This window comes from Anaerobacterium chartisolvens (assembly GCF_003337415.1).
Classification (GTDB): domain Bacteria; phylum Bacillota; class Clostridia; order Acetivibrionales; family DSM-27016; genus Anaerobacterium; species Anaerobacterium chartisolvens.
In genome coordinates this window covers 1-23736 of the sequence record NZ_QPJT01000017.1, presented here as the reverse complement: position 1 = coordinate 23736, position 23736 = coordinate 1, and the positions used below count along the sequence as shown (strand labels likewise).

19 protein-coding genes and 1 riboswitch are annotated in these 23736 nt (G+C 42.6%); of the genes, 15 read left to right on the top strand and 4 right to left on the bottom strand.

What is annotated here, in order from left to right:
• Positions 1-18: 18 nt before the first annotated feature.
• Entirely contained in the window at positions 19-840 is an 822-nt protein-coding gene (locus DFR58_RS14345) for an AraC family transcriptional regulator (RefSeq protein WP_114298544.1), read from the bottom strand.
• Between the two features lie 166 nt (positions 841-1006).
• Here DFR58_RS14345 and galT point away from each other — a divergent pair, with 166 nt between their 5' ends.
• From galT to DFR58_RS14305, 8 genes are all read left to right on the top strand, one after another.
• Complete coding sequence (gene galT / locus DFR58_RS14340) at positions 1007-1996, top strand: galactose-1-phosphate uridylyltransferase (RefSeq protein ID WP_114298543.1); 990 nt, start codon at positions 1007-1009, stop codon at positions 1994-1996.
• Entirely contained in the window at positions 1993-3189 is a 1197-nt protein-coding gene (locus DFR58_RS14335; protein WP_114298542.1) for a galactokinase, read from the top strand. Before galT ends, DFR58_RS14335 begins: the two co-directional genes overlap by 4 nt.
• Positions 3190-3220: 31 nt before the next feature.
• The gene (galE, locus tag DFR58_RS14330; protein ID WP_114298541.1) at positions 3221-4207 is read left to right on the top strand and encodes a UDP-glucose 4-epimerase GalE; all 987 of its coding nucleotides are present in this window, start codon (positions 3221-3223) and stop codon (positions 4205-4207) included.
• Positions 4208-4305: 98 nt separating this feature from the next.
• Positions 4306-4411, top strand: a riboswitch (TPP riboswitch).
• A gap of 47 nt (positions 4412-4458) precedes the next feature.
• Positions 4459-5136: an energy-coupled thiamine transporter ThiT gene (gene thiT / locus DFR58_RS14325; protein WP_207659237.1), complete on the top strand. Its 678-nt coding sequence runs from the start codon at positions 4459-4461 to the stop codon at positions 5134-5136.
• A gap of 42 nt (positions 5137-5178) precedes the next feature.
• Positions 5179-5913, top strand: a complete 735-nt coding sequence (locus tag DFR58_RS14320) for an MBL fold metallo-hydrolase (RefSeq protein WP_114298540.1) — start codon at positions 5179-5181, stop codon at positions 5911-5913.
• Positions 5914-6062: 149 nt separating this feature from the next.
• The gene (locus tag DFR58_RS14315) at positions 6063-6953 is read left to right on the top strand and encodes an Rpn family recombination-promoting nuclease/putative transposase (RefSeq protein WP_114298539.1); all 891 of its coding nucleotides are present in this window, start codon (positions 6063-6065) and stop codon (positions 6951-6953) included.
• Positions 6954-7102: 149 nt separating this feature from the next.
• Positions 7103-7768 carry a phosphatase PAP2 family protein gene (locus DFR58_RS14310; protein ID WP_114298538.1) on the top strand — a complete coding sequence of 222 codons (666 nt, stop codon included), beginning with the start codon at positions 7103-7105 and terminating at the stop codon, positions 7766-7768.
• Between the two features lie 95 nt (positions 7769-7863).
• Entirely contained in the window at positions 7864-10212 is a 2349-nt protein-coding gene (locus DFR58_RS14305) for a DNA translocase FtsK (RefSeq protein WP_114298537.1), read from the top strand.
• Between the two features lie 57 nt (positions 10213-10269).
• Here DFR58_RS14305 and safA read toward each other — a convergent pair whose 3' ends face one another.
• Positions 10270-10884 carry a SafA/ExsA family spore coat assembly protein gene (gene safA / locus DFR58_RS14300; RefSeq protein ID WP_114298536.1) on the bottom strand — a complete coding sequence of 205 codons (615 nt, stop codon included), beginning with the start codon at positions 10882-10884 and terminating at the stop codon, positions 10270-10272.
• A gap of 241 nt (positions 10885-11125) precedes the next feature.
• Between safA and potA the strand changes: the two genes are divergently transcribed.
• From potA to glgA, 6 genes are all read left to right on the top strand, one after another.
• Positions 11126-12172: a spermidine/putrescine ABC transporter ATP-binding protein gene (potA, locus tag DFR58_RS14295; RefSeq protein ID WP_114298535.1), complete on the top strand. Its 1047-nt coding sequence runs from the start codon at positions 11126-11128 to the stop codon at positions 12170-12172.
• Positions 12169-12993: an ABC transporter permease gene (locus DFR58_RS14290; protein ID WP_114298534.1), complete on the top strand. Its 825-nt coding sequence runs from the start codon at positions 12169-12171 to the stop codon at positions 12991-12993. The genes potA and DFR58_RS14290 overlap by 4 nt, the downstream gene beginning before the upstream one ends.
• On the top strand, positions 12987-13778 hold the full coding sequence (locus DFR58_RS14285; RefSeq protein ID WP_423230839.1) for an ABC transporter permease: 792 nt from the start codon (positions 12987-12989) through the stop codon (positions 13776-13778). Before DFR58_RS14290 ends, DFR58_RS14285 begins: the two co-directional genes overlap by 7 nt.
• Positions 13775-14821, top strand: coding sequence for an ABC transporter substrate-binding protein (locus DFR58_RS14280; RefSeq protein ID WP_114298532.1), 1047 nt, complete (start codon positions 13775-13777; stop codon positions 14819-14821). The genes DFR58_RS14285 and DFR58_RS14280 overlap by 4 nt, the downstream gene beginning before the upstream one ends.
• Before the next feature lie 16 nt (positions 14822-14837).
• Positions 14838-15548, top strand: a complete 711-nt coding sequence (locus DFR58_RS14275) for a heparan-alpha-glucosaminide N-acetyltransferase (RefSeq protein WP_170138164.1) — start codon at positions 14838-14840, stop codon at positions 15546-15548.
• Positions 15549-15678: 130 nt separating this feature from the next.
• Complete coding sequence (glgA, locus tag DFR58_RS14270; RefSeq protein WP_207659242.1) at positions 15679-17109, top strand: glycogen synthase GlgA; 1431 nt, start codon at positions 15679-15681, stop codon at positions 17107-17109.
• A gap of 68 nt (positions 17110-17177) precedes the next feature.
• Here glgA and DFR58_RS14265 read toward each other — a convergent pair whose 3' ends face one another.
• Positions 17178-19646, bottom strand: coding sequence for a cyclic nucleotide-binding domain-containing protein (locus tag DFR58_RS14265; protein WP_114298529.1), 2469 nt, complete (start codon positions 19644-19646; stop codon positions 17178-17180).
• Between the two features lie 180 nt (positions 19647-19826).
• On the opposite strand from DFR58_RS14265, the gene DFR58_RS14260 reads away from it, so the two are divergent.
• Positions 19827-20372 (top strand): NADH peroxidase, encoded by a 546-nt coding sequence (locus tag DFR58_RS14260; RefSeq protein ID WP_114298528.1) that lies wholly within the window; start codon positions 19827-19829, stop codon positions 20370-20372.
• A 250-nt stretch (positions 20373-20622) separates the two neighbouring features.
• Here the strand turns inward: DFR58_RS14260 and DFR58_RS14255 are convergent, their stop codons facing one another.
• Positions 20623-23145 carry a sugar-binding protein gene (locus tag DFR58_RS14255; protein WP_114298527.1) on the bottom strand — a complete coding sequence of 841 codons (2523 nt, stop codon included), beginning with the start codon at positions 23143-23145 and terminating at the stop codon, positions 20623-20625.
• Between the last annotated feature and the right edge of the window lie 591 nt (positions 23146-23736).

Sequence of the window (23736 nt, the reverse complement as noted above, 5' to 3'; positions counted from 1 at the left end):
TAAATTCTATATAATATGTCATCGTTCATTCCTGTACTGTCTTGGGGACATCCCCTTTATCTTTTTGAAGGTTTTGGAGAACAGCAGGGGATCATTATACCCTACCGAGCGGGATATGTCCCCTATTGACAGGTCATGATTCTCCATAAGCTCGCAAGCCTTTTCAATTCTGTAGCTGATGAGAAATTCCTGAGGCGACATATTGAGATTTTCCTTGAAGATAGAGTAGAGGTAGCTCCTGTCAAGCCCGACGTAATGCGCCATTTCATGTATGCTAAGCTCTCCCCAGTAGTTCATTGCTATGAACTCCACCGCTTTTTTTATATAGCCCTCCCTTTTGTTTTCATTCTTATCAATATCCCTGCGCTGAGGTGAAACCTCAATAAGCTGAGAAAGAAAAATGTAAAGAAGCCCTAAAAGCCTTATTTCCCTTCCCCTTGCAAGGTTTTTAGTGGCTATCATCCGCATAAGGCAGTCCTTCATAAAATCATATCCCGCGCAGGTAAATATCGGAGAGTGTGCGGAAAGTCCTGCGCGTCGAAGATAGGCTTCAGCCTTAATACCATGAAAGCCCACCCAGCCATAGCTCCAGGGGGCTTCCTCATCCGCCCGGTAATGTGCAATTACGTTTGGAGGCATAAGGAAGCCCTGCCCTTTTTCCAGATAATAGGTATTGGGGCCAAGCTGAAAGCTCCCCTTTCCCTCAAGTATATAATGTATGAGGAAGTGATCCCGGAGGGCAGGGCCCCATGAATGACCCGGCTTGCAATCCTCTATACCACATCTGTACATATTTAAATCTGTATAGTCGGGATGATTGATATAAATTTTTTCCAGCATGTAAAACCTCGAATAAAAGTATTATAACTATATAATACAACATTATAACATATTTTTATAACATGCCTCCATTTACCTTTAAGCATTTAAATTTTATAATGTTAATGTAGAGAAAACAAATCGAAGCATAAAAAATTATTAATACATTGAGGAAGGTGTTTTTTAAATGGCAGAATTACGCTGGCATCCGTTAATAAAGGATTGGGTAATGATTGCTTCTCATCGCCAGAACAGGCCTCAGATGCCTAAAGACTGGTGTCCCTTTTGCCCCGGTTCAGGGAAGGTTCCTGACAGCTATGATGTGTATAAGTATGACAATGACTTTCCGGCATTATCCCAAAATCCTCCTGTACCTGATGACGTAGCGACAGATTTGTACAAAACGGCGGAGGCATATGGAAAGTGCGAGGTTATACTGTATTCTCCCGAGCATACAATAACACTGCCGGAACTCTCCGATGGACATATTAAGAAGCTTGTGGATCTCTGGACTGAGAGATTTATTGAAATAAAAAAGGATGAAAATATAAAGTACGTCTTTATATTTGAAAACAGGGGCGAGGCTGTAGGTGTGACAATGCCGCATCCCCACGGTCAGATATACGGCTATTCGTTTATACCCAAAAAGATTCAGCTTGAGCTGGAGGCCTGCCGAGAACACTATGACGGGCATAAGTCCTGCCTTATCTGCGATATGCTAAGCGATGAGAAAAGACAGGGCGGAAGAGTGATTTTTGAAAACGAGCATTTTATTGTATTCCTCCCCTTTTTTGTAGAATATCCTTACGGCATATATGTAGCCAGCAAGGGCCATAAACAAAGCCTTGATCAGTTTGACGAGGCTGAAAGGTATAGCCTTGCAAAGGCTGTAAAAGAGGCGGTAGGCACCTTGGACTCATTATTTGACACACATTTTCCTTATATGATGTGTATGCATCAGGCACCGGTAAACAGCGGAGATTTCAGTGATTATTATCATTTTCATATTGAGTTCTTTCCTCCGATGAGATCGGCGGACAAGCAAAAATTCAATGCGTCGAGTGAAACAGGCGTATGGGCGCACTGCAATCCTACTGCGCCGGAAGAGAAGGCACAGGAGCTAAGGCAGGCTCATGAAAGGTTTATTGAAAAAATGGGAAAGGAGGAAGTAAAATGACGGTACAAGAGCTTAAGCAAAGGTTTATTGAAATATACGGCGGAGATGAAAGCGGGCTTGCCGGCCTGAGGGTATTTTCTTCTCCCGGAAGAGTAAACTTGATAGGAGAGCATACTGACTATAACGGGGGCTTTGTTTTCCCTGCGGCACTAACATTAGCTTCTACCGTAGTGGTAAGAAGGAGGAATGACAGAAGGATAAGCCTTACTGCTACCGATCTTCCCGGAGTGATGGTTACCGCGTCTTTAGACGAGCTGGATAAATTCAGAAGTATAAAATGGGGAAATTACCAGCTCGGAGTGGCGGATGAGCTTCAGAAGGCGGGATATAAGCTTATAGGCTGCGATATACTTTTTCATGATACCGTGCCGTTAGGAAGCGGGTTGTCGTCCTCGGCGGCCATTGAGGTAGTGACGGCACTGACCCTTGCAACCCTTGGAAATGAGGCAAGCTCAATTTCCAAAGAGATTGACATGGTCGAAATGGCAAAAATAAGCCAGCTTGCCGAAAATAATTTTATAGGCGTAAAATGTGGTATAATGGATCAGTTTGCTTCGGCAATGGGCAAGGCGGACAATGCCATATTTTTGAACTGCAGGGATTTGAGCTATAATTATGTTCCGCTCGATATCAAGGGCTTTAAGATTGTACTGTCGAACACAAAGAAGAAAAGAAGCCTTGCGGCTGTTAAATACAATGAAAGAAGGGCGGAATGTGAAGCGGGGCTGGAGCTTTTAAAGCAGGCCTTGCCGGAGGCAAGCTGTCTTGGAGAGATTTCACGCAAGCAGTTTGAAGCACACAAGCTGCTTATAAAGGATGAGGTTGTAAGAAAAAGGGTAGAGCATGTTATATGCGAGGATGACAGAGTGCTGCTGTCCGTTGAGGCTTTAAAGCAGGGAGACATAAAGAAATTCGGGGAGTACATGAACCAGTCCCATGACTCATTAAAATATCTTTACGAGGTTACCGGGGAGGAGCTTGACACCTTAGTGGAGGAGGCTGTTAAAATAGATGGTGTTATAGGCTCAAGAATGACAGGGGCGGGCTTTGGAGGCTGCACTGTAAGCATTGTAGCGGAGGATTCCGTCGAAAGGTTCATTAATGAAGTGGGGGAAGCGTATTTTAAGAGAATAGGGCATAACGCCGAGTTCTATGTATCGGACATAGGCGACGGGGGAAGAGAAATTAAGTAATTAATAAGCTTATTTTAAAGGTGGTGTTTTTATGGCAATTTTAGTCGCCGGAGGCGCGGGATATATCGGAAGCCATACCGTTGCGGAGCTGCTTGACATAGGGGAGCAGGTGGTTGTGGTTGACAATCTTCAGAAGGGGCATAGAAAAGCCGTTCTTGGTGGAAAGCTCTGCGAGGGTGATTTAAGAGATGATGAATTTATGGACAGGGTTTTTAAAGAGAATGAAATTGAAGCGGTAATTCATTTTGCCGCCGATTCCCTTGTCGGAGAGAGCGTTACGGAGCCTCTCAAATACTATAACAACAACGTTGTTTCTACATTAAGACTTGTGGGCAAGATGAAGGAATACGGGGTTAAAAAAATAGTTTTTTCTTCTACCGCCGCTACTTACGGGGAGCCTGAAAATATACCCATACTTGAGACAGACAGGACTCTGCCCACCAACCCTTACGGGGAAACAAAGCTTTCGGTTGAAAAGGCTTTAAAGTGGGCGGACAATGCATACGGAATAAAATATATTCCTCTTAGGTATTTCAACGCCGCAGGCGCACATATAAGCGGCAAGATAGGAGAGGATCACACCCCCGAGAGCCACTTAATACCCATAATACTACAGGCTGCTCTGGGCAAAAGAGAGTCTATAAGCATATTCGGAGATGATTACAACACTCCTGACGGCACCTGCATAAGAGACTATATACATGTTACGGATCTGGCACAGGCGCACATACAGGCATTAAAAAAGCTGAGGGAAGGTGGAGACAGTGATGTGTTCAACCTTGGAAACGGCACCGGCTTCTCTGTTAAAGAGGTGGTTGAGCTGGCGAGGGAGGTAACGGGGGTAAACATAAAGGCTGTTGTTTCCGAAAGAAGGGCGGGAGATCCAGCAATACTTGTGGCATCCTCCGAAAGGGCGCAGAATGAGCTGGGATGGAAGCCCAAATACAACGACTTGAAAACCATAATTGAGACCGCCTGGAACTGGCACAGGAACCACCCCGACGGCTTTGGGGATTAAGTATTAAAGACGAGCTTTTTTGCTTATTGCAATGACGGTGTATTTATGATACGCTTAGATTAAGGCTGGGGCTGATTAGAGCCGGCCGCAATTTAATTAAAAAATGCTGGGGGAGCCTTAAACGGCTGAGAAAGTATGAAAATATCTTGACCCTTTGAACCTGACGCGGTTAATACCGCCGTAGGGAAGCGCGCAAAAGCATATGAATATGAATTGAAACGCTTGCCCTGCTTTGGGGGCAGGCGTTTTTTATGAAAAAAACAATTTATGGGGGGATTTTAATGCTGCAAGGTATTATGGAAACTTTTCAAGAGTATTTTCTGAAGCTGCTTGTGCCGAGAACACTGATTACAATGGTGGCAATGGCTATACTGGTTGCCGTTTTAGCGGTTATCGGCAGAAAAAAGGTATTTGGAACAAGGATTTTAACGTATGGTGCGCTTGCTATAACGGCTGCGTTTATACTTTCGTATATAAGGGTTTTCAGGATGCCTTACGGGGGCACAGTTACCCTTGCAAGTATGCTGCCCATATTTATATTTGCATATATTGCGGGTACGAGAGCAGGGCTTATGGCGGGTATATGCTACGGGCTTCTCCAGTATATACAGGACCCGTTTTTTGTACACCCCATCCAGTTCCTTCTGGATTACCCTCTCGCCTTCGCGCTTTTAGGGCTGGCGGGGATTTTCAAGGAAAATTACTTTTTGGGGGCATTGGTGGGAAGTGCGGGGCGGTTTATCTGCCATTTCCTTTCAGGGGCGGTTTTCTTCGGTGAGTATGCAAACGGTCAAAACGTGTTCTTGTATTCGTTTATATATAACGGATCATTTTTGCTTCCCGATATGATTATATGCATGGCTGTCCTTCTTATACCAAACATGAGAACGGCCATAAAAAGGGTATGCCGGCAGGCACATACTGCTTAAATAAAGATTTAAAGTCTTAAGTATAAGGGAGGTATATATACGATGAAACTTACCGTACTTGGAAATAACGGCCCTTTTCCGGGGGCCGGCGGAGCCTGCTCCGGCTATCTTATACAGGAGGGTGGAGTTAACATACTTTTGGACTGCGGAAACGGTGTGCTTGGCAACCTCCAAAAATTTATAAGCCTCAAGGAGCTGGACGCAATAATACTTACGCATCTTCACAGTGATCATATTTCGGATATGATGGTTTTAAGATACTGGGTGCAGATAAAGAAAAACAGAGGCGAAATAAACAGTCCCATAAAGGTCTTTGCTCCTAACGAGCCGGCGGACGAGCTGGCAAGGCTTGATATAAAGGGCATTTTCGAGCTTGAAACGGTATCTGAGGATACGGAATTGAGCTTTGGAGGCCTTGACATTACCTTCAGCCCGATGAAGCATCCCATTAAATGCTATGCCGTATCTATAAAAAACGAAAGCAGGCATTTTGTTTTTTCGGGAGATACCGCATGGAACACCAATATAATAGATTTTTCAAAAAACGCCGATGTAATTATGCTTGATTCGGGGCTTCTGGCAAGAGATAAAGCCAGCAATGACGTGCCGCACCTTACAGCCGGTGAATGCGGGCTTGTGGCTGCGCAGGCGGGAGCCAAAAGGCTGCTGCTTACGCATTTTTGGCCCGAGTATGACTTAAACGAGCTGCTGGAAGAAGCGAAGCAAAGCTTTCAAAACACCCAGCTTGCGCAGTTGCTGGGGGTATATGAAATTTAACACAAGCGGGAATGTCACCAACGGGAGTGTATCTGTTTAATTCTTAAGAAATAGGTGTTAATTCTCCGGGTTTTTTGGTAAAATAGTAGTATGTTGAAAGAATGTGTGCTGCTGCATGTAAAAATAAGCTTTCTTGGGGATGTGTTCAGATGAAAAGACTGAAGGTAAAGAACGACTTTATATTCCAGAAGATATTTGGGCAGGCGGAGAATAAGGAAATACTCATAAGCTTTTTAAATGCGGTTTTAGAGCTTGAAGCACATAAGCGGCTTGAGGATGTTGAGATAATAGAAAATACCAAGCTGAAAAAGGAAGGAATAAATGACAAGCTGGGCATATTGGATATACGGGCTAAAACTATGCTTGGAGAGCACATAAACATAGAAGTGCAGCTAGTGAATCAATACAACATGGATAAAAGAACTATTTTCTATTGGTCGAAAATGTTTACAGAGCAGCTAAAGGAGGGCCAGCCCTTCAATAATCTTAAAAAGACAATAACAATAAACATACTGGATTTCAATTATATAGATGTGGACAGCTATAGTACTGTGTTCCACCTGTGGGAAGACACACACAAGGACTGTAAGCTGACAGACATAATGGAAATAAGGTTTATAGAGCTTCCAAAGTTCAGGAAGTCGAAGCCTGATCTTGGGAAACCGTTGGACAGATGGCTTGTGTTTATAGAAGACTCGCCAGAGGAGGTGCTTGAAGTGGCAATGAGGGAGGAACCTGCAATTGCAAAGGCTGAAAATATACTGGAATACCTGGGAAGCCTGGACGAGATAAAAAGGTACTACGAGTCACGGGAAATGGCAGTACATGACGAGATTACCCGGCTTGTAGGGGCAAGGGAAGAAGGGCTTCAGGAAGGTATGGAAAAGGGAATAGAAAAGGGAATAGAAAAGGGCCTTCAGGAAGGCATAAAAATTAGGAACATCCAAATAGTGAAAAATATGCGGAGTCTGGGTATGAAGGATGAGGATATAGCAAAGTCCATCGGACTTATGATAGATGAGGTAGAAAGCATAAAATAAAGGCAGGAGAACGCTTTTCCTTCTTTAATTATCCTAATAAAAATTTCTTTGTAAAAGAAATGTAACTGGTATATAATAGAGCAGAAGGAGGCCGCGTTTAAAAAAGGCGGCCTAAAATTTTTGCGTCAAAGCTGCATAAAGGGGTTAAAATGAAAAAGGAAATGTTCTACGGGTGGTTTAAAAAATATAATCATTTTCTGATTCTCTTATATTACGTTGTTATAATAATACAATTTTACAGGCTTGAGGGCAGCACAGCCCCAAGGTACTATATGCATAGCAGGATAGATGATTATATTCCGTTCGTTAAGGAATTTATAATTCCGTATGCACTTTGGTTTCCGTACATTGCCGTTACTCTCATATTTTTTGGGTTTAAATCAAAGAATATTTTTATAAAATACTGTATGCATATGTTTATTGGAATGACAATAAGCTATATTATTTATGAGCTGTACCCTAACGGTATAAATTTAAGACCTGTGCTTGTTGAACAGGATTTCTTTACAAATTTAGTCAGATATTTATATCAGATAGATACTCCAACCAATTCTGCTCCCAGTATTCATGTGCTCAATTCAATAGCTGTGCATACAGCCATTGTAAATTATAAAAACTTTAAGAACTACAGGCTTGTCCGGAGGGCTTCGTTTATTTTGGCGGCTGCCATAATAGCCTCGACTGTTTGCTTAAAGCAGCACTCGGTAATAGATGTGTTTTGGGGGGCTCTAATAAGTATAGTTCTGTATTTGGCGGTGTACAAAGTAGACTACAGAGGAATATTCAGGCAGGAAAGAAAGAGGCTGTTTGAGTGAAGCATAGCCGACCATTGCTTTTTCTGGACGAAAAAATTCCAGTATGCTAAAATAATTAAAGATGTAAATTGTTAATAGGAAGGCAGTAAGAGCTGATGGAAAGAGATTGCTCGAGAGTTTCAGGGCACAAACGCAGGCTTAACCGGAAACGCTTAAAGACCGTCCTGCTTATATTGCTTGCAATAGCTGATATTATAGTGATGCTCCTGTCCGGCGGAGTGGTAAAGGGATTTTTTATAATATTTACATTTGGCATAGTATGTGCTGTTGTGGTTTATGGATTTAAGAGCAGAAATGCTTCGGAAGAAAATGAAAAGGCAGTAACCCCAAGAAATGAGAAAAAGGAAGCTCTTCAACCTTCTGCTGCAAGAGGCAGGGCTGTTAAAAGGGTTGAAAAGGCTGCGAAAAATTATAATTGGGTGGTTGAAGACAGCAGAAAGAGGGAAGCTTTTAGTGCTTCTGCGTCCCGGCCAAAAACCGAAAAGACTCAAGAGGATGCCAAGGAGGAAATAAAGGCCGATATAATGAACCGCATATCGGCACTTTACGGCTCTATACCTGAGCACGCGAGGACTTTGCAGAAAAATTCCGTAATACGGCCTGTGAATACTTCGTTTCGGGCAGAAGCTTCAAAGCCGGCAGAAGCTGCTGAAAAGGAGCAGACCGCTGCTCCGGCAGAAGCTTTAAAGCCTATAGAAGCCGCTGAAAAGGAGCAGACCGCTGCCGCTGTTATTGCCAAGGAGGATTGGGACGTTACACACTATGAGGAGATGGCCGCACAGCCTGTGACCTTGGAGCCTCCGGCTATTGAAGATGAAAAGCAACATAAAGCTCCTCCCATATATGAAAAAGAGAATATTGACGAATACCCCTCTCGGTATATGAATGAGGAAACAGATTACAGCATTGAGGAAGAGCCCGCACAGCAAAGCGTGGAATTTTGCGAGGCAGAGGATGAGAATAAAACAGACTGCGAAGATTTACAGTATGCTCCCGAGGTAACAGAAGACATTCCGTATTCATGTCCCCCCATATCTCTTTTGAACAAGATTCAGGCTGCTTCCAGAGATCCCAGCCGCAATCAGCATTCCGAGCAAAATGCCGTAAAGCTTGTAGAAGCTCTGGCAAGCTTCGGGGTGGGAGCGAAGGTTATAAATATAAGCGAAGGCCCTTCTGTGACGAGGTATGAGCTTCAGCCCGATTATGGTGTCAAGGTAAGCAAAATTGTCAACCTGACAGATGATATCGCACTGAATCTGGCAGCCACTGGCGTGAGGATTGAGGCCCCAATACCGGGAAAGTCGGCTGTGGGGATAGAGGTTCCGAATAAGGAGATAACCCCTGTGCTTTTTCGCGATGTGGCTGAGTCGGAGGATTTTCAAGGAGCATCCTCAAAAATCGCTTTTGCCGTAGGAAAGGATGTTGCGGGAAATGCCGTTGTGGCGGATATTACCAAAATGCCTCACCTGCTCATTGCGGGAGCTACGGGATCGGGAAAAAGCGTATGCATAAATACATTGATTGCAAGTATACTTTTTAAGGCATCACCTTCTCAGGTAAAGCTGCTTATGATTGACCCAAAGGTCGTTGAGCTTAGCATATACAATGGAATACCTCACCTGCTTGTGCCTGTTGTGACAGATCCCAAAAAGGCCGCAGGGGCATTAAACTGGGCAGTTCAGGAAATGACGGGAAGGTATAAGCTTTTTGCCGATAACAATGTGAGGGATTTAAAGGGCTATAATCGTTTGATAAAAAGCAATGGTGAAGGAGATATTCTTCCCCAGATAGTTATAATAATTGACGAGCTTGCCGATCTTATGATGGCGGCGCCTAACGATGTAGAGGACTGCATATGCAGGTTGGCCCAGATGGCAAGGGCAGCGGGAATGCATCTGGTGATAGCTACTCAAAGGCCTTCGGTCGACGTAATAACGGGTGTTATAAAGGCAAACGTTCCGTCAAGAATTTCCTTTGCTGTATCGTCACAAATTGACTCAAGGACAATTCTTGATATGGGGGGAGCAGAGAAGCTGCTCGGAAGAGGCGATATGCTGTTCAGCCCCGTAGGCATGTCAAAGCCCTTAAGGGTGCAGGGGGCATTTATAAGCGACGGGGAGGTAGAGTCCATAGTGTCATACCTTAAGGCGGAACAGCAGCCTCAATATGACCAGCAGATAATTAATAAAATAGATAGGGGAACAGAAAGCTCCCAGGCGGATATCGACAGCGAGGATGAGCTGCTTCCTCAGGTGATAAGCATGGTTATTGAGCAGGGACAGGCATCAACCTCTCTAGTGCAGAGGAAGTTCAAGCTGGGATATTCCAGAGCGGCAAGGATATTGGATCAGATGGAGGCGGGAGGCATAGTTGGTTCCTTTGAGGGAAGCAGGCCCAGAAAGGTGCTGATTACAAAAGAACAGTGGGAGGAAATGAACGGCTGAAAAAGCAGCAAAAGACCGTTTTGCGATTTTTTGCTGCTTTTCCGAGCCGTATATCCTTCAACTCCGGGGCTTTATGAACATCTGTGTCCAGTAGCAGGTGCCCTTGGAGTTTTTTGCAAGCCCTACCCCTATCTGTGTGTAAGAGGAGTTTAGTATATTAGCCCTGTGGCCTGAGGAGTTCATCCACCCGTTCATAACCTCCTGAGCTGTTCTCTGCCCCATAGCTATGTTTTCCCCAGCGGTAGAGTAGTTTATACCAAAGCTCTTTATCATGTCAAAGGGAGAGCCGTAAGTGGGAGAGGTATGGGAAAAATAGTTTTTGTTAATCATATCCTGAGACTTGTATCTGGCTATTCTGGAAAGCTCCCAGTTTTCAGTAAGGGGCTTTAGCCCGGCGTTCGCTCTCTGAACATTTACAAGCCTCACAACCTCACTTTCTACACTCTTGACAGAGTCGATATTGGGTATCGTAAGCTTTTGCCCCGGATATATAAGCGCGGGATTTTTTATCTGGGGGTTGGCGGCAATTATTTCACTTAACCCTATTTGATACTTTACCGCTATCTTCCACATGCTGTCACCGGACTTTACAGTATAAGTCGAGGACTGTGCATGGGCGTTTGCTGTAAACAGCATCAAAAAAACACAAATTGTAATAAAATATTTTCTCATAAATTTATTCACCTCGTCTTATATTTTTACGACAAAAACAGATTATTATATCAAGTAATTATTTATAATTCAGAGAATTTTCGCACAAATATCTATAAATTTTTTTTCTATTGACTTTAACTTTGCAATATGTTAAAAATACATTAGTTTGTTCTCTTTGAGGGAGTAAAATTTGTGCTGGTTTTTCATATTTAAAATAGATTTTTAGAAGTTTAAGGGTTAAAATCAGGGGGGAACAGAGATGGCAGATGAGATAATAAGACTGGTAAACGTTACTAAGGAATATGATGGAAATAAAGCTCTTAAAAGTATAAATTTGTATATACGCCGGAACGAGTTTTTGACCCTGCTAGGACCAAGCGGATGCGGAAAGACAACGACGCTCAGGATTGTGGGAGGCTTTGAAACCTGCACCGAGGGTGACGTTATTTTTGAGGGTAGAAGAATAAATGATGTGCCTCCGTTCAAAAGAAAGCTTAATACGGTATTTCAGAAGTATGCACTTTTTCCGCATATGAATGTATATGAAAACATTGCTTTTGGCTTAAAAATAAAAAAAATGGATAAAAAGGACATTGAAAAAAAGGTTGAAGAAATGCTGGAGCTGGTCAATCTGCCCAAGTACCAGAAGAGGTCTGTCGACTCCTTAAGCGGAGGCCAGCAGCAGCGTGTGGCTATTGCAAGAGCCCTTGTAAACGAGCCTCAGGTGCTTTTGCTGGACGAGCCTTTGGGGGCGCTGGATTTGAAGCTCAGAAAGGACATGCAGACAGAGCTTAAAAACATACAGAAAAGGCTTGGAATTACTTTTGTATATGTTACTCACGATCAGGAAGAGGCACTGACAATGTCCGACACAATAGTGGTAATGAAAAGCGGGACTATTCAGCAGATAGGAACGCCTACGGATGTATATAACGAGCCGCGGAACGCATTTGTAGCGGATTTTATAGGCGAAAGCAATATTATAGAGGGAAAAATGCTTGAGGACTGCCTTGTAGAATTTGCGGGGAGAAGGTTTGAATGCGTTGATAAGGGCTTTGCCTCTAATGAGGCGGTGGATGTGGTTATACGCCCGGAGGATGTGAAAATTGTTCCCGCGCAGGAGGGAATGCTTAGCGGAGAAGTGTTGTCGGTGGTTTTTAAGGGAGTGCATTATGAAATGCTTATACTCAGCGGCGGTATCAAATGGATGGTACACAGCACCGTCATGGAGCCTGAGAAGTCAAAAGTCGGCTTTAACATTTTTCCTGCCGACATACATATTATGAAAAAGGTGAATGGCATATGAAGAAGAACTGGATTTCCTATCCATATGTTGTATGGATGATAATATTTACGCTGGTGCCGCTTGTCCTTGTAATTTATTACAGTGTTGTATCTGTAACAGATAACGGAATAGCCCTTACCCTCCAGCACTTTAAAAAGGTATTTGAGCCTATTTACATAATTGTTTTTCTTCGCTCGATTAAGCTTGCTTTAATAAGCACGGCAGTCTGTCTGGTTTTGGGGTATCCTATGGCTATGATACTTGCCGACAGGGGACTTAGCAAAAGGAATATTCTAATAGTTCTGTTTGTAATACCCATGTGGATGAATTTTCTCGCAAGAACCTATGCGTGGATGACGCTTTTAGAAAAGAACGGTCCTATAGAAACTATGCTCAGTAATTTGGGGCTGCCCCCTCTGGGTATTTTATACACTGAAAAGGCGGTTATTCTCGGAATGGTATACAACTTTCTTCCGTTCATGGTACTGCCCATTTATTCGGTTTTAAGCAAAACAGAAAAGCACATCGTGGAAGCGGCGGAGGATTTGGGGGCCACACCCTATATAAAATTTAAAAGAATTATTTTTCCTTTGAGTCTCCCCGGTGTAATATCGGGGATTACCATGGTATTTATGCCTGCCGTAACTACTTTTGTAATTTCAGAGCTTCTGGGAGGCTCGCAGTATACCCTCATAGGAAACCTGATAGAGAGGCAGTTCCTTGGAACGATGGACTGGGGCTTTGGTTCGGCGCTTTCCATTGTGCTTATGCTGCTTATACTGCTGAGCATGGGAGTAATGTCCCGGTATGAGAAGGAAAACGAAGGAGGGGGACTGTGGTGACTACATTTCTGAAGAGAATATATACCTTTATTATATTTTTCTTTTTATATGCGCCCATACTGGTGCTCATAGTTTTCTCTTTTAACAACTCAAAATCGAGAGCCCGTTGGGACGGCTTTACCTTTAAGTGGTATATAGAGCTTTTTAATGACCAGTACATAATGGCATCGCTGTACAATACACTGATGATAGCGTTGATATCCTCTCTGGCGGCTACATTTATAGGTACTGCCGCTGCGATAGGCATACATAATATGAAGGGGCTTTCTAAGAAGCTTGTGATGAATGTGACATATCTCCCTGTTCTGAACCCTGACATAGTAACAGGTATCGCGCTCATGATGCTGTTTGTGTTTGCAAATATGCACAGAGGATTTTTCACGCTTCTTATGGCACACATAACCTTTAGTCTTCCGTTTGTTATAATGTCGGTGCTGCCTAAAATGAAGCAGCTCAACAACCAGCTTTACGATGCGGCGCTTGACTTGGGTGCAAGCCCTGTCTATGCGTACAGGAGAGTTGTTTTACCGCAGATTATGCCGGGGGTGGTTACAGGCTTTTTGCTGGCCTTTACGCTGTCTATTGACGACTTCGTAATCAGCTTTTTTACAACGGGTGCAGGTGTCTCAAATCTTGCCATAACCATTTATTCAATGGCAAGGCGTGGAATCAAGCCTGAAATAAACGCACTTTTAACAATTATGTTTGTCAGCATATTATTACTGCTGATTATTATAAATAATAGAATGTCAAAGGACAGTGAGAGGGAGGATAAAGTAAAATGAAAAAGGTCTGTTGTTTTGTTGTATTTTTAATTATTTCGGCAGCAAGTGTTTTTTTAATGTCTGGATGCTCGGAAAGCTATAAAGCTACCATAAAGGTATATAACTGGGGAGACTATATTGATAAGGATGTTCTTGAAAGTTTTACGACAGAGCACAATATAAAGGTTATTTACAGTGAGTTTGCTACAAATGAGGATATGTATGCCAAGCTCAAGGCCGGAGGAGAGGACTACGATGTGGTTATACCTTCGGATTATATGATTAAGAGAATGATAAATGATGATATACTTTATAAAATAGACTTAAACAATATTCCAAATTATAAGCTTATTGACGACAGGTTCAAAAACCTTGCATATGACAGGGAAAATGAATACTCAGTTCCGTATATGTGGGGAACGGTAGGGCTGCTTTATAATAAAAAGATGGTTGACGATGTTGTGGACAGTTGGAGCATTTTGTGGAATGAGAAGTATAAAAAGCAGATACTTATGCTGGACAGTCAGCGTGACTCCATAGGCATTACCCTTAAAATGCTGGGACATTCCTTAAACAGCAAGGATGAGGCGCAGCTTGAAGAGGCCAAGGAAATGCTGATGGATCAAAAGCCGCTGGTGCTGGCGTATGTGGGAGATGCGGTGAAGGACAAGATGATAGGCGGGGAAGCGGCGTTGGCTGTAGTTTGGTCTGGCGATGCAATATACATGAAGCGTGAAAATCCTGATTTGGAATACGTAATTCCAAAGGAAGGAAGCAATATATGGTTTGACGCAATGGTAATACCTAAAACCAGCAAGAACAAAAAAGAGGCGGAGCTGTTTATAGACTACATGTGCAGAACCGACATCGCGCTTAAAAACGCTGAGTTTATAGGGTTCTCGACTCCCCATACAGAGGTAAAGAGCCAGCTCCCCGTTGAGCTGACCTCGGATAAAACGGTCTACCCCGGCGTTGACGACTTGAGCAACAGCGAGGTGTTTGAGGATCTGTCCGACACTCTGTCGATTTATGACAGGATATGGACGGAAATCAAGGCAAAGTAGCGGAAGCAGGGATTTTATGGGCAATATTTCAGATAAAAACCGAATATGGGAATTGGATTTTGTGAGAGGGATAGCACTGATTCTTATGGTATACTTCCATGTAGTATATGATTTGAGAGAGATATACGGGTATAGTGTCAGTTATGCCGGAGGTATAAACTATTTCATAGGGAAAGCCTCTGTAATATTGTTTATGTTTGTTTCCGGCATAAGCTGTTCCTTAAGCAAAAACAACTTAAAAAGAGGGCTTAGAATACTTGCGGCTGCGGCAGTAATTACGCTGGCCTCATGGGCGTATAATGCTGACCTTATAATTTTATTCGGGGTGCTGCATTTTTTTGGCGTATGCCTTATCATGGCTCCTTTGATTTCGAGGCTTAATGAGTACGTGCTTCTTGGGCTGGGAACCGCTGTAATAATGCTTCAATTTTTAATACCGCATATAAAAACAGGCAATGACTGGCTTATGCCTATTGGCATTCATAGCCCGGGCTTTACGTCCTCAGATTACTATCCGCTGATACCGTGGCTTGGAATCTTTTTATACGGGCTTGCGGCGGGAAAGCTGTTTTACAGAGCGAAAAAGAGCATTTTCAGTTTCCGGCTTAAGGACAATATAGTTAGCAGAGCGGGGAGGAATACTCTGCTGCTTTATATATTACACCAGCCTGTAATTATAGGAACGCTTATGCTTTTGGAAAGAATGGGTATTATAAGCGGCAAATAGGGTTATGATGGAATATTAGCCATGTTGTTGAAGTAAAAAAATATAAATATAAAGGATATTAAAAAATTCTTCCTCTAGTGTTATAATTAGATAGTAATTTAAAAATACAGGGGGGAGAGGAATGGAAAATATGAGAGTTCTTTTAGCGTCATCGGAGGCAGTTCCTTTTGCTAAAACAGGGGGGCTGGCAGATGTGGCAGGGTCACTTCCGCCTGCTTTAAAAAAGCTTGGACAGGATATAAGGCTGATTATTCCCAAATATAAATGCATTGCTTCGGAATATACCGGTAAAATGGAAAAGCTCGGAGAGATAATGGTAAATGTGGGCTGGAGAAGGCAGTATTGCGGAGTGTTTAAGCTGGTGCACAATGAAGTCACGGTATATTTCATAGATAACGAATATTATTTTAAAAGGGATGGGCTATATGGATATTTTGATCAGGCAGAGCAATTCGTCTTTTTCTGTAAGGCTATAATTGAGGTACTCCCCATGATAGGCTTCAAGCCTGACGTTATACACTGTAATGACTGGCAGACTGCCATAATTCCTTTGCTCCTGAAAGACCATTACAAGCGGTTTCCTTTTTACGCAAGCATAAAAACGCTATTTACAATACATAACCTGAGCTATCAAGGAGTGTTCCCGGAGCAGGTGCTGCCGGATTTAACGGGTATTTCCTGGGAATATTTCAACCAATGGGGAGTAGAGTTTTATGGAGGCGTAAATTTCATGAAGGCAGGTCTGGCCTTTGCAGACATGCTCAGTACTGTAAGCACAACTTATGTCCAAGAAATAAAAGGCGATTTTTTCGGAGAAAACTTAAATGGCGTGCTAAACAGCCGCGCGTCAAGCCTGTATGGGATTTTGAACGGAATAGATACCATAGAGAACGATCCTGCAACGGACGGCAGACTGTTTGCAAACTATGATGTAAATAATTTAGAGGGCAAATATATTAACAAGCGTATGCTGCAGCAGAGCCTGGGGCTGGAGGAAGACCCCGAAATGCCTGTTATATCGGTAATATCAAGATTGGTTGATCAAAAAGGCTTTGATCTTATTGCATGTGTGCTTAACGATATGCTTCAAATGGATATACAAATTGTGGTTCTTGGCACGGGGGAATACAAGTATGAGGAAATGTTTAAGAACACATCGGCTGCTTTTCCCCGAAAGGTATCGGCAAACATAAGGTATGACTCTACGCTTGCTCAGAGGATATATGCAGGCTCCGATATGTTCCTGATGCCGTCGCTGTTCGAGCCTTGCGGTCTGGGACAATTGTTCAGCATGAGATACGGAACCGTGCCCATTGTAAGAGAAACAGGGGGACTCAATGATACCGTGAAAGCCTATCAGGAATCAACAGGAGAGGGCAATGGATTTACCTTTGCAAATTACAATGCCCACGACATGCTTTATACCATAAGAAGGGCGGTAAGCTTTTATCACAATAAACAAGTGTGGAATAAGCTTATAACAAAATGTATGAGTCAGGATTATAGCTGGGATAAATCGGCATCACAGTATGTTGAGCTATACGAAAAATTGCAGAGCTGATGCAGAGCTGAAATGAAGAGGAGAATGGTTACGGACTCGCAAGCATTCTCCTCTCTGTATTTAAGCATTTATTTATACTTATAGAAATTCAAATTTTCCTCAAGCTCGGGGTCAAGCGCTATACCGCTTTTCACAATCTTATTATATCGGTTTTCAAGCTCTCTTACATATTTGGCTTTGGAATTTTCATATTTTGCGGCCATATCCACAAATCTGGGCTGCTTTGAAAGCATTTCTCTTATAGCCTTTGAAAAAGGGCAATGCCTGAAAAGTATTTCTCTGGACACCTTATTTAAACGCATTATTCCTTTGGATTCGTGATTGATCCAAATCTCATAATCCGATGTAAATATATCCCTTGCCCTGTTGTGGTACTTTTGTATCTGTGCCTTTACTTTTTCCTTAGCCTCCTCCGATAAATCCTTATTCTTTTTGTAGAACTGTATATAGTCCATGTATTCGGAGGTTAACGACTTTTGAGTTATGTCGTTCCAGGAAACTCCCATCATAGTCCGGCACAGCTCCCAGCGGAAATTCCCAAGAAGCTTCAAAAGCATGTCGTTTAGGTTTTCGCCGGTGAATGCAGGAAGGATAAGTCTTCCCGGGGTCGTTCTGTCCCTTCCGGTGATCTCCTGCCACATAAGTGAGCGGCAGCCGTATATTGGCATTCTGATTATATCGGGCACCACCCGCTTCATAATGAACTCCTTTTCTATCCCCGTATCGGCATTCCTATAAGAAACCTCTCTATGGAATATGGAAAAATCGGTTTCTACAATTTTGTCGATGGCTTCCTGTATTTTAGAGTCGGTCACCTGAGTTTTTGAAAGGTCTCTGGTTATCATTTCACTGTGAAGCACGGGAAAATACACGCTAATCTGCCCGTGGCAAAGCTTTTGTGCAACTCTCAGCATGTTTTTAACTTCAAAGTCCACTCGTCCGTCAAGATCGTTGTCATACTTAAATTTGTCTTTATCGGACAGCTCCTTGCGCTTCTTCTTTTCCCTGAATATGTCGTTATAATCCTGCCCGAACTCATTTATCGAAGGATCCTTTTCCTTGCTGTAAATATTTATAAGCCAGTCCTTTGTGCCGTATGCAGAGTAGGAGGCCGGCGCGGGCTGCTTGCCTGACAGGTAATAGAGAGTGTTGACCTCCTCCGGGGTCAGAACATTTTCATCCATATACGAGTAATTTAAAAACATACTGAAAAGCCTGCTTGTGTTCTTTTCGGAAACAACCTTTTTAAAAACTGCTCCATAAATGTTGAAATATGATGCGGCTATGGCAGACTTAAGCTCCCTTACGGAATTATCTGAGGAGAGCTTGTTCTTTAAATGTCTGAATGTAGAAAAGTTAGCCAAAAACGCCTGACCGATCTCCTTTGGCACATCGGAATACGTTACAATTTTCTCCAAGCTGTCCTTTAATTCCTCCGAAATGGTTTCACCGCTGCCCCTTACCTCAATAGAGGAGGCGGAGGCATGAGATTTTGTCTGATTAACCGCCAGCTCAAGATAGGTTATGTCTATATCCAGCTTATGATTGTATTGCTTTTTGTATATCGCAGCAAATTCCTTTATTTTAAGAACAGTAAAATCAAGGGCTTTTAAAATTTCCACAGTATCATGGCTACTTAAATCCTGATCCATAGAGGCCTTTTGATACTCTGAAAAAATACACTGCTTATTGTCGCAGTAAAGTCTTTCCAAATATTCATTTGCAGTACAAAAGCTTTCTTTTAAAGCATTATAAATGTCATAAAACAGTTCTGAGGCATCCTTCAAATGATACTCCGTTATGAAAGCGTCGGCAGCGAAAAAGCTCTTGCGAAGCTCTAAGGGCAATTCCAGTATATGCCTGTAGTAATCTACTCTGGGGGTGCTTATGGCAGAAGGGTCAAGATATTCCGTTTCAAACACCTCGGAAAAATCCCTGACCAAAAAAGCCTTATCAAATTTAAATGGAAGATCGACGTTTTTATCCTTCAAGGTTTGGAGCTTGTCCAGCCCATCCCTGAAAAAATTCTCCGAAGGAGTGGATGCAAAGCTATACTTTTCTTTAAGCAGCCAGAAGTATACAATAAGGTTATCTGTAAGATTGCTCAATTCTTTTATAATTTGCCTGATATCTCTTAAGGCAGAATAGGAAAGATCCAGCAAGGTTGAAATGGAGGTAACCATATAAGCCGCATAATCCTTCTGGCTCTCGATTAACGCTATAACGCTTTCAGGACTCTTTGCGGCAAATGAATATATTGTTGAGCTTTCTCTGGCTATGTAACTGAAGGAATATTTTTTAGAATTAAACAGGTCTGCGGCATTAATAAAAACATTTTGGTCAATACTGAACAGCCTGTAGCCGTTTCTCAGTATTTGCTCTTTAGGCGCATCACAAGCATTTTCGGAATGTGAAATTATTGCGTCAAGCTTTCCTTGCAGAAGAAGGTTTACTGACTGTGTATCCTGACCTTCATTAAATATTATGTCATTTTCTTTAACGGAGTAATTTCCGCTTTGGCACGGGACTATACCCATTGGTTAATCACCTTCCATTGCTAAGATTTTATGCAGTTCACTATTTATATATCGAAAATTTGTAGAAAATGTTAACACATTATTATAAACATTTTAAAAATTAATGTTTCTATTAAGTGCGCCTGTGGTAATATTAAAATCGTTATTATATAAAATTTAACTGTATGGAGGAAGTAATATATGAAAAAATTTGTCTGTTCGATATGTGGTTATGTGCATGAGGGAAATGAGCCCCCGGAGAAATGTCCCCAGTGCAAAGCACCCAGCGAAAAATTTTCAGAGAAAAAGGAAGGTTTGCTTCAATGGGCCGATGAACATAAGATAGGTGTTGCACAGGGCGTAGATGCTGAGATTGTTGAAGGCTTGAAGGCCAACTTTATGGGAGAATGCACCGAGGTGGGCATGTATCTTGCAATGAGCCGGCAGGCTGACAGAGAGGGCTTTCCTGAAATAGCAGAGGCGTATAAGAGAATAGCATTTGAAGAGGCCGAGCATGCCGCAAAATTTGCCGAACTGCTGGGCGAGGTAGTCAATGCCGACACTAAGAAGAACCTCCAGCTCAGGGTTGATGCTGAGTATGGGGCATGTCAGGGGAAGAAGGATCTTGCCGTAAGGGCAAAGCAGCTTAACTATGACGCAATCCATGACACGGTGCATGAAATGTGCAAGGACGAAGCAAGACATGGTGCGGCATTCAAGGGGCTGCTGGAGAGGTATTTTAAGTAAGCGACATTACAACATAATGCCCCCCTTGTATTGGGGACACTCCTCATGTATTGGGGACATTCCTCAAAAAAAGTCTTTACGACTTTGCTTGAGGAGTGTCCCCTTTATTGCGGAAGCGGAACGCCATGGCAGGGGAACGCCACAGGGGGCGTTCCCTACCAATGGTTTTCATGTATTTTTCTGTGCCGGAAAAGCATGATTCTTCTCAACAAAAGCTCATGCTTGTTGAGGAATGTCCCCATTTCCGATCTTATTGAGGAATGTCCCCAAGCAGATACAGCTTTAGCTTCATAAAATCTATGGAGTCTACAGTGCCGTTTGAATCCAAATCTGCTGCCAATAGTGCGTCGCCTGTCAATTCGGTGATTCCAAGGATATGTGACTTGAGAAGCGCAAAGTCTACAGAATTTACTTTAGAATCATTATTCAAATCACCTTTTTGAATTGTTGGTGTCTCAGAATCAACCAGCTTCAAGGTGTCAAACACGCTGGCATTTATCCAGGCGACATTTTTATCCGCTCCGGGTATATCAAAGGAGCCTATAAAATTATCACGAGTCATATTGCCGTCATTATCATTGTATGCAACACCAAATCCCATAATTTTGTCTTTTGTAAGAGTAACCGGCATATTAGTTGTAACCTTATCATTATATGTGTCATCAAATACCTTCAATTCAATTTCCCATGTATGTAAATTCCCATTACTGGTTCGTATAACATTTGCATGGTCATTATATAAGCTTTGGGTACCTGAAGTGTTGTTATCTATTATGTTGTAGTTCAATTGAATATGGTAGGCAAACGCATTATGATTGTTCTGATGGTTTCCCCCTGAATGGTCTTCATCTATGAAAAGTTCGACGCAGTCATTGTCATAGTAGTTTCTAAACAGGGTAGTATTGGGAGCCGACAGCTTATCATCGGTTATTTCAATAAGATAATACAGCCTTTCGGGAGTCCACACCATCTTGAAACGCCCGCTAAAATCGCTGGCTGTTGGAGGTTGCCCAAGCCATACATAGTTTATATCCTTCCACTGGGCCTGCTGCCAGCAGGTTTCACTGCCGATGCCGTCTATAACCGGAGCCTGAGCAGCTTTTGGAGCACAGTAGCCTATACCCGGTTCTACGGTGCCGCTGGCTGTGAACTGCGCTGTTTTGGTTGTGCGGTTTAAATAACGGTCATACGCTTCAACAGTTAATTCATGATTTCCGCTTAAGCCCGATATATCTACATTAATAATGCTCATACCCGATACGGACGAGGGTTTGCGTAATTGACCATCTATATAGACCAATTCTTTTACCGTTTCACTGTCGGCAGTCAATGAGATTTTCAGATTGCTTCCGGCTGCCTGCACAGAATCTATTGTTAACTGCGGAGCTGTTGTATCAGTAATTTTGGTTACTCCCATTGTAGTTGTGCCTGCAAGATACTTTCTCACCTCATCTACCTTTTTACCAGAAATATTTATGCACTCTGGGCTGATGTTACCCAACTTACTTGTATTAAGGTAGCGCAGATAACTGATGGACTCCGGGTCATAACCTACGGTAAGTGAAGCGACGCTGTCAACAGCCACTGCATCCTTGCCTGCAAGTATCAGCCTCATGTTCATCTGGTTTCCGATGGCACCTGAAGCACTTGAGGGGAAAGGCCCGTTTTGGTAACCCTGAAGTCCGTCCATGATTACAAGATCAGCCGGACGGCATTTGTAATAATCATGAATCCATTTGTGAAGGTCGTCCGTACTATGATTAACCATATTATTTCTGGCCGGCTGGTTTGAGGATATCCCATATATATTCCCGGGTGTTGCTCCTATGGCCACATTCTTAATAGCTCCTGTAAAGCCGGCACTCCAGTGAGTTTTCATTGTGGGAAGGCTTATGACGACATCGGCTTCCTTATACTTTCGGTTAAGATAATATTGATTATACAAAAGCCCATCAGGCAGAGCCATAGACACTAATCCGGAGGAGCTTTTGTCCTGCCATGTTCCGCTGTCCTTCTCAATTGGCAAAAATCCATCCACTCCTGGAATGTTTTCATATGTGTATTTATAGTAGCTAAAAATTCTTGCGGTATCAGAAATGGCTCCCTCCATGACATAAACCTTGCCACTGGGATTTACGCTCCGTACCAGTTCAACCACTGCTTTGGTTATACGCCAATCGGTGGTTACTCCGTTTGACTCGGTAGACAGACTGTTTGTTACTATAAGGTTGGGCTTTAAAACAACAGTGTCTCCATTTTTTACCACACTTTCAATACCGCCTACTCCCGAAACAGCGTCTGAAACCATCTGTTTTATTTCAGCATAATCAATTTCTTTCACGTCGGATTTAATCGATTGAACTATTGCTACATCAGATTCAGCAAGCTTTGTGGGGGTAAAGGCTGCTAAAGCATTGTTGTAAGGGAAAAAGTGGAGATTCCAGAGGACGGCGGATAAAATGGCTGCTCCGGCTACACTGGCTGCTATGTAACGGGATGCATAAAATCTTTTTTTCAGCTTGCTGAAAATAAATGCACCACCAAAAATCCCCATAAGCCATATGACAAAGGAAGATGCAATTGGGAAGGCGGCTCTCTGGCATGGATAAGCTGCCCTGCTTGGCTTTGGGATTACACGGATGAAAAACCATATGAGTGCGGCCAGACCCATAATAGGAAGCAGAAGCCTTTTGAAGTTGAACCTGTTTTTTTCTGCACGTTCGGCAGAAGAGGGGTGTGCTTGCAGCCCTGAATTTTTAGGAATGCTTTTCATAATAAAACCTCCTGTTTTAGATATTTAAAAAGCTTATATGATAAACTTGTTATGCCTCAAAATATATTGGAATAATGTGTAAGAGATTGTTTGCTGATATAATATTTGGAAGTAACTACGTAGGAAGGTGCAATTTGTAAGCGGTATATATTTAATTATATTAAGATACTGCGTGAAAAGCAAGATCTTTAGGGGACATTTCTTAAGTTATTTACAAAAATAGATTTGTAAAGGTATGAGTATGGGGCTGTGAAGAAGGTATTTTAACAGCATGAAATATTGAAGATAGACTTCTAAAGGGATTATTGGGGTAGAGGTAAAAAGGAATGACAATGCAACCTTAATGAGACTCATTAAGGTACATAGTGAAGGTACTGCGCTGTTAGGAGGATATTGTAGATATTTTGATATTTACTTTTTATAAGTAAGGAACTATACGCTTAAGTCTGCCAGCTCATCAAACACGCTTTGGTACATAGGATTGCCCGAGCTAAGCAGCTCATAGCCCCTCGCAAACATGCGTGAGCAGCCGGATATGGTTATGTTGTGCATGCTGCCGCAGATTTGCCTGTAGCCCAGCCCGCACAGCAC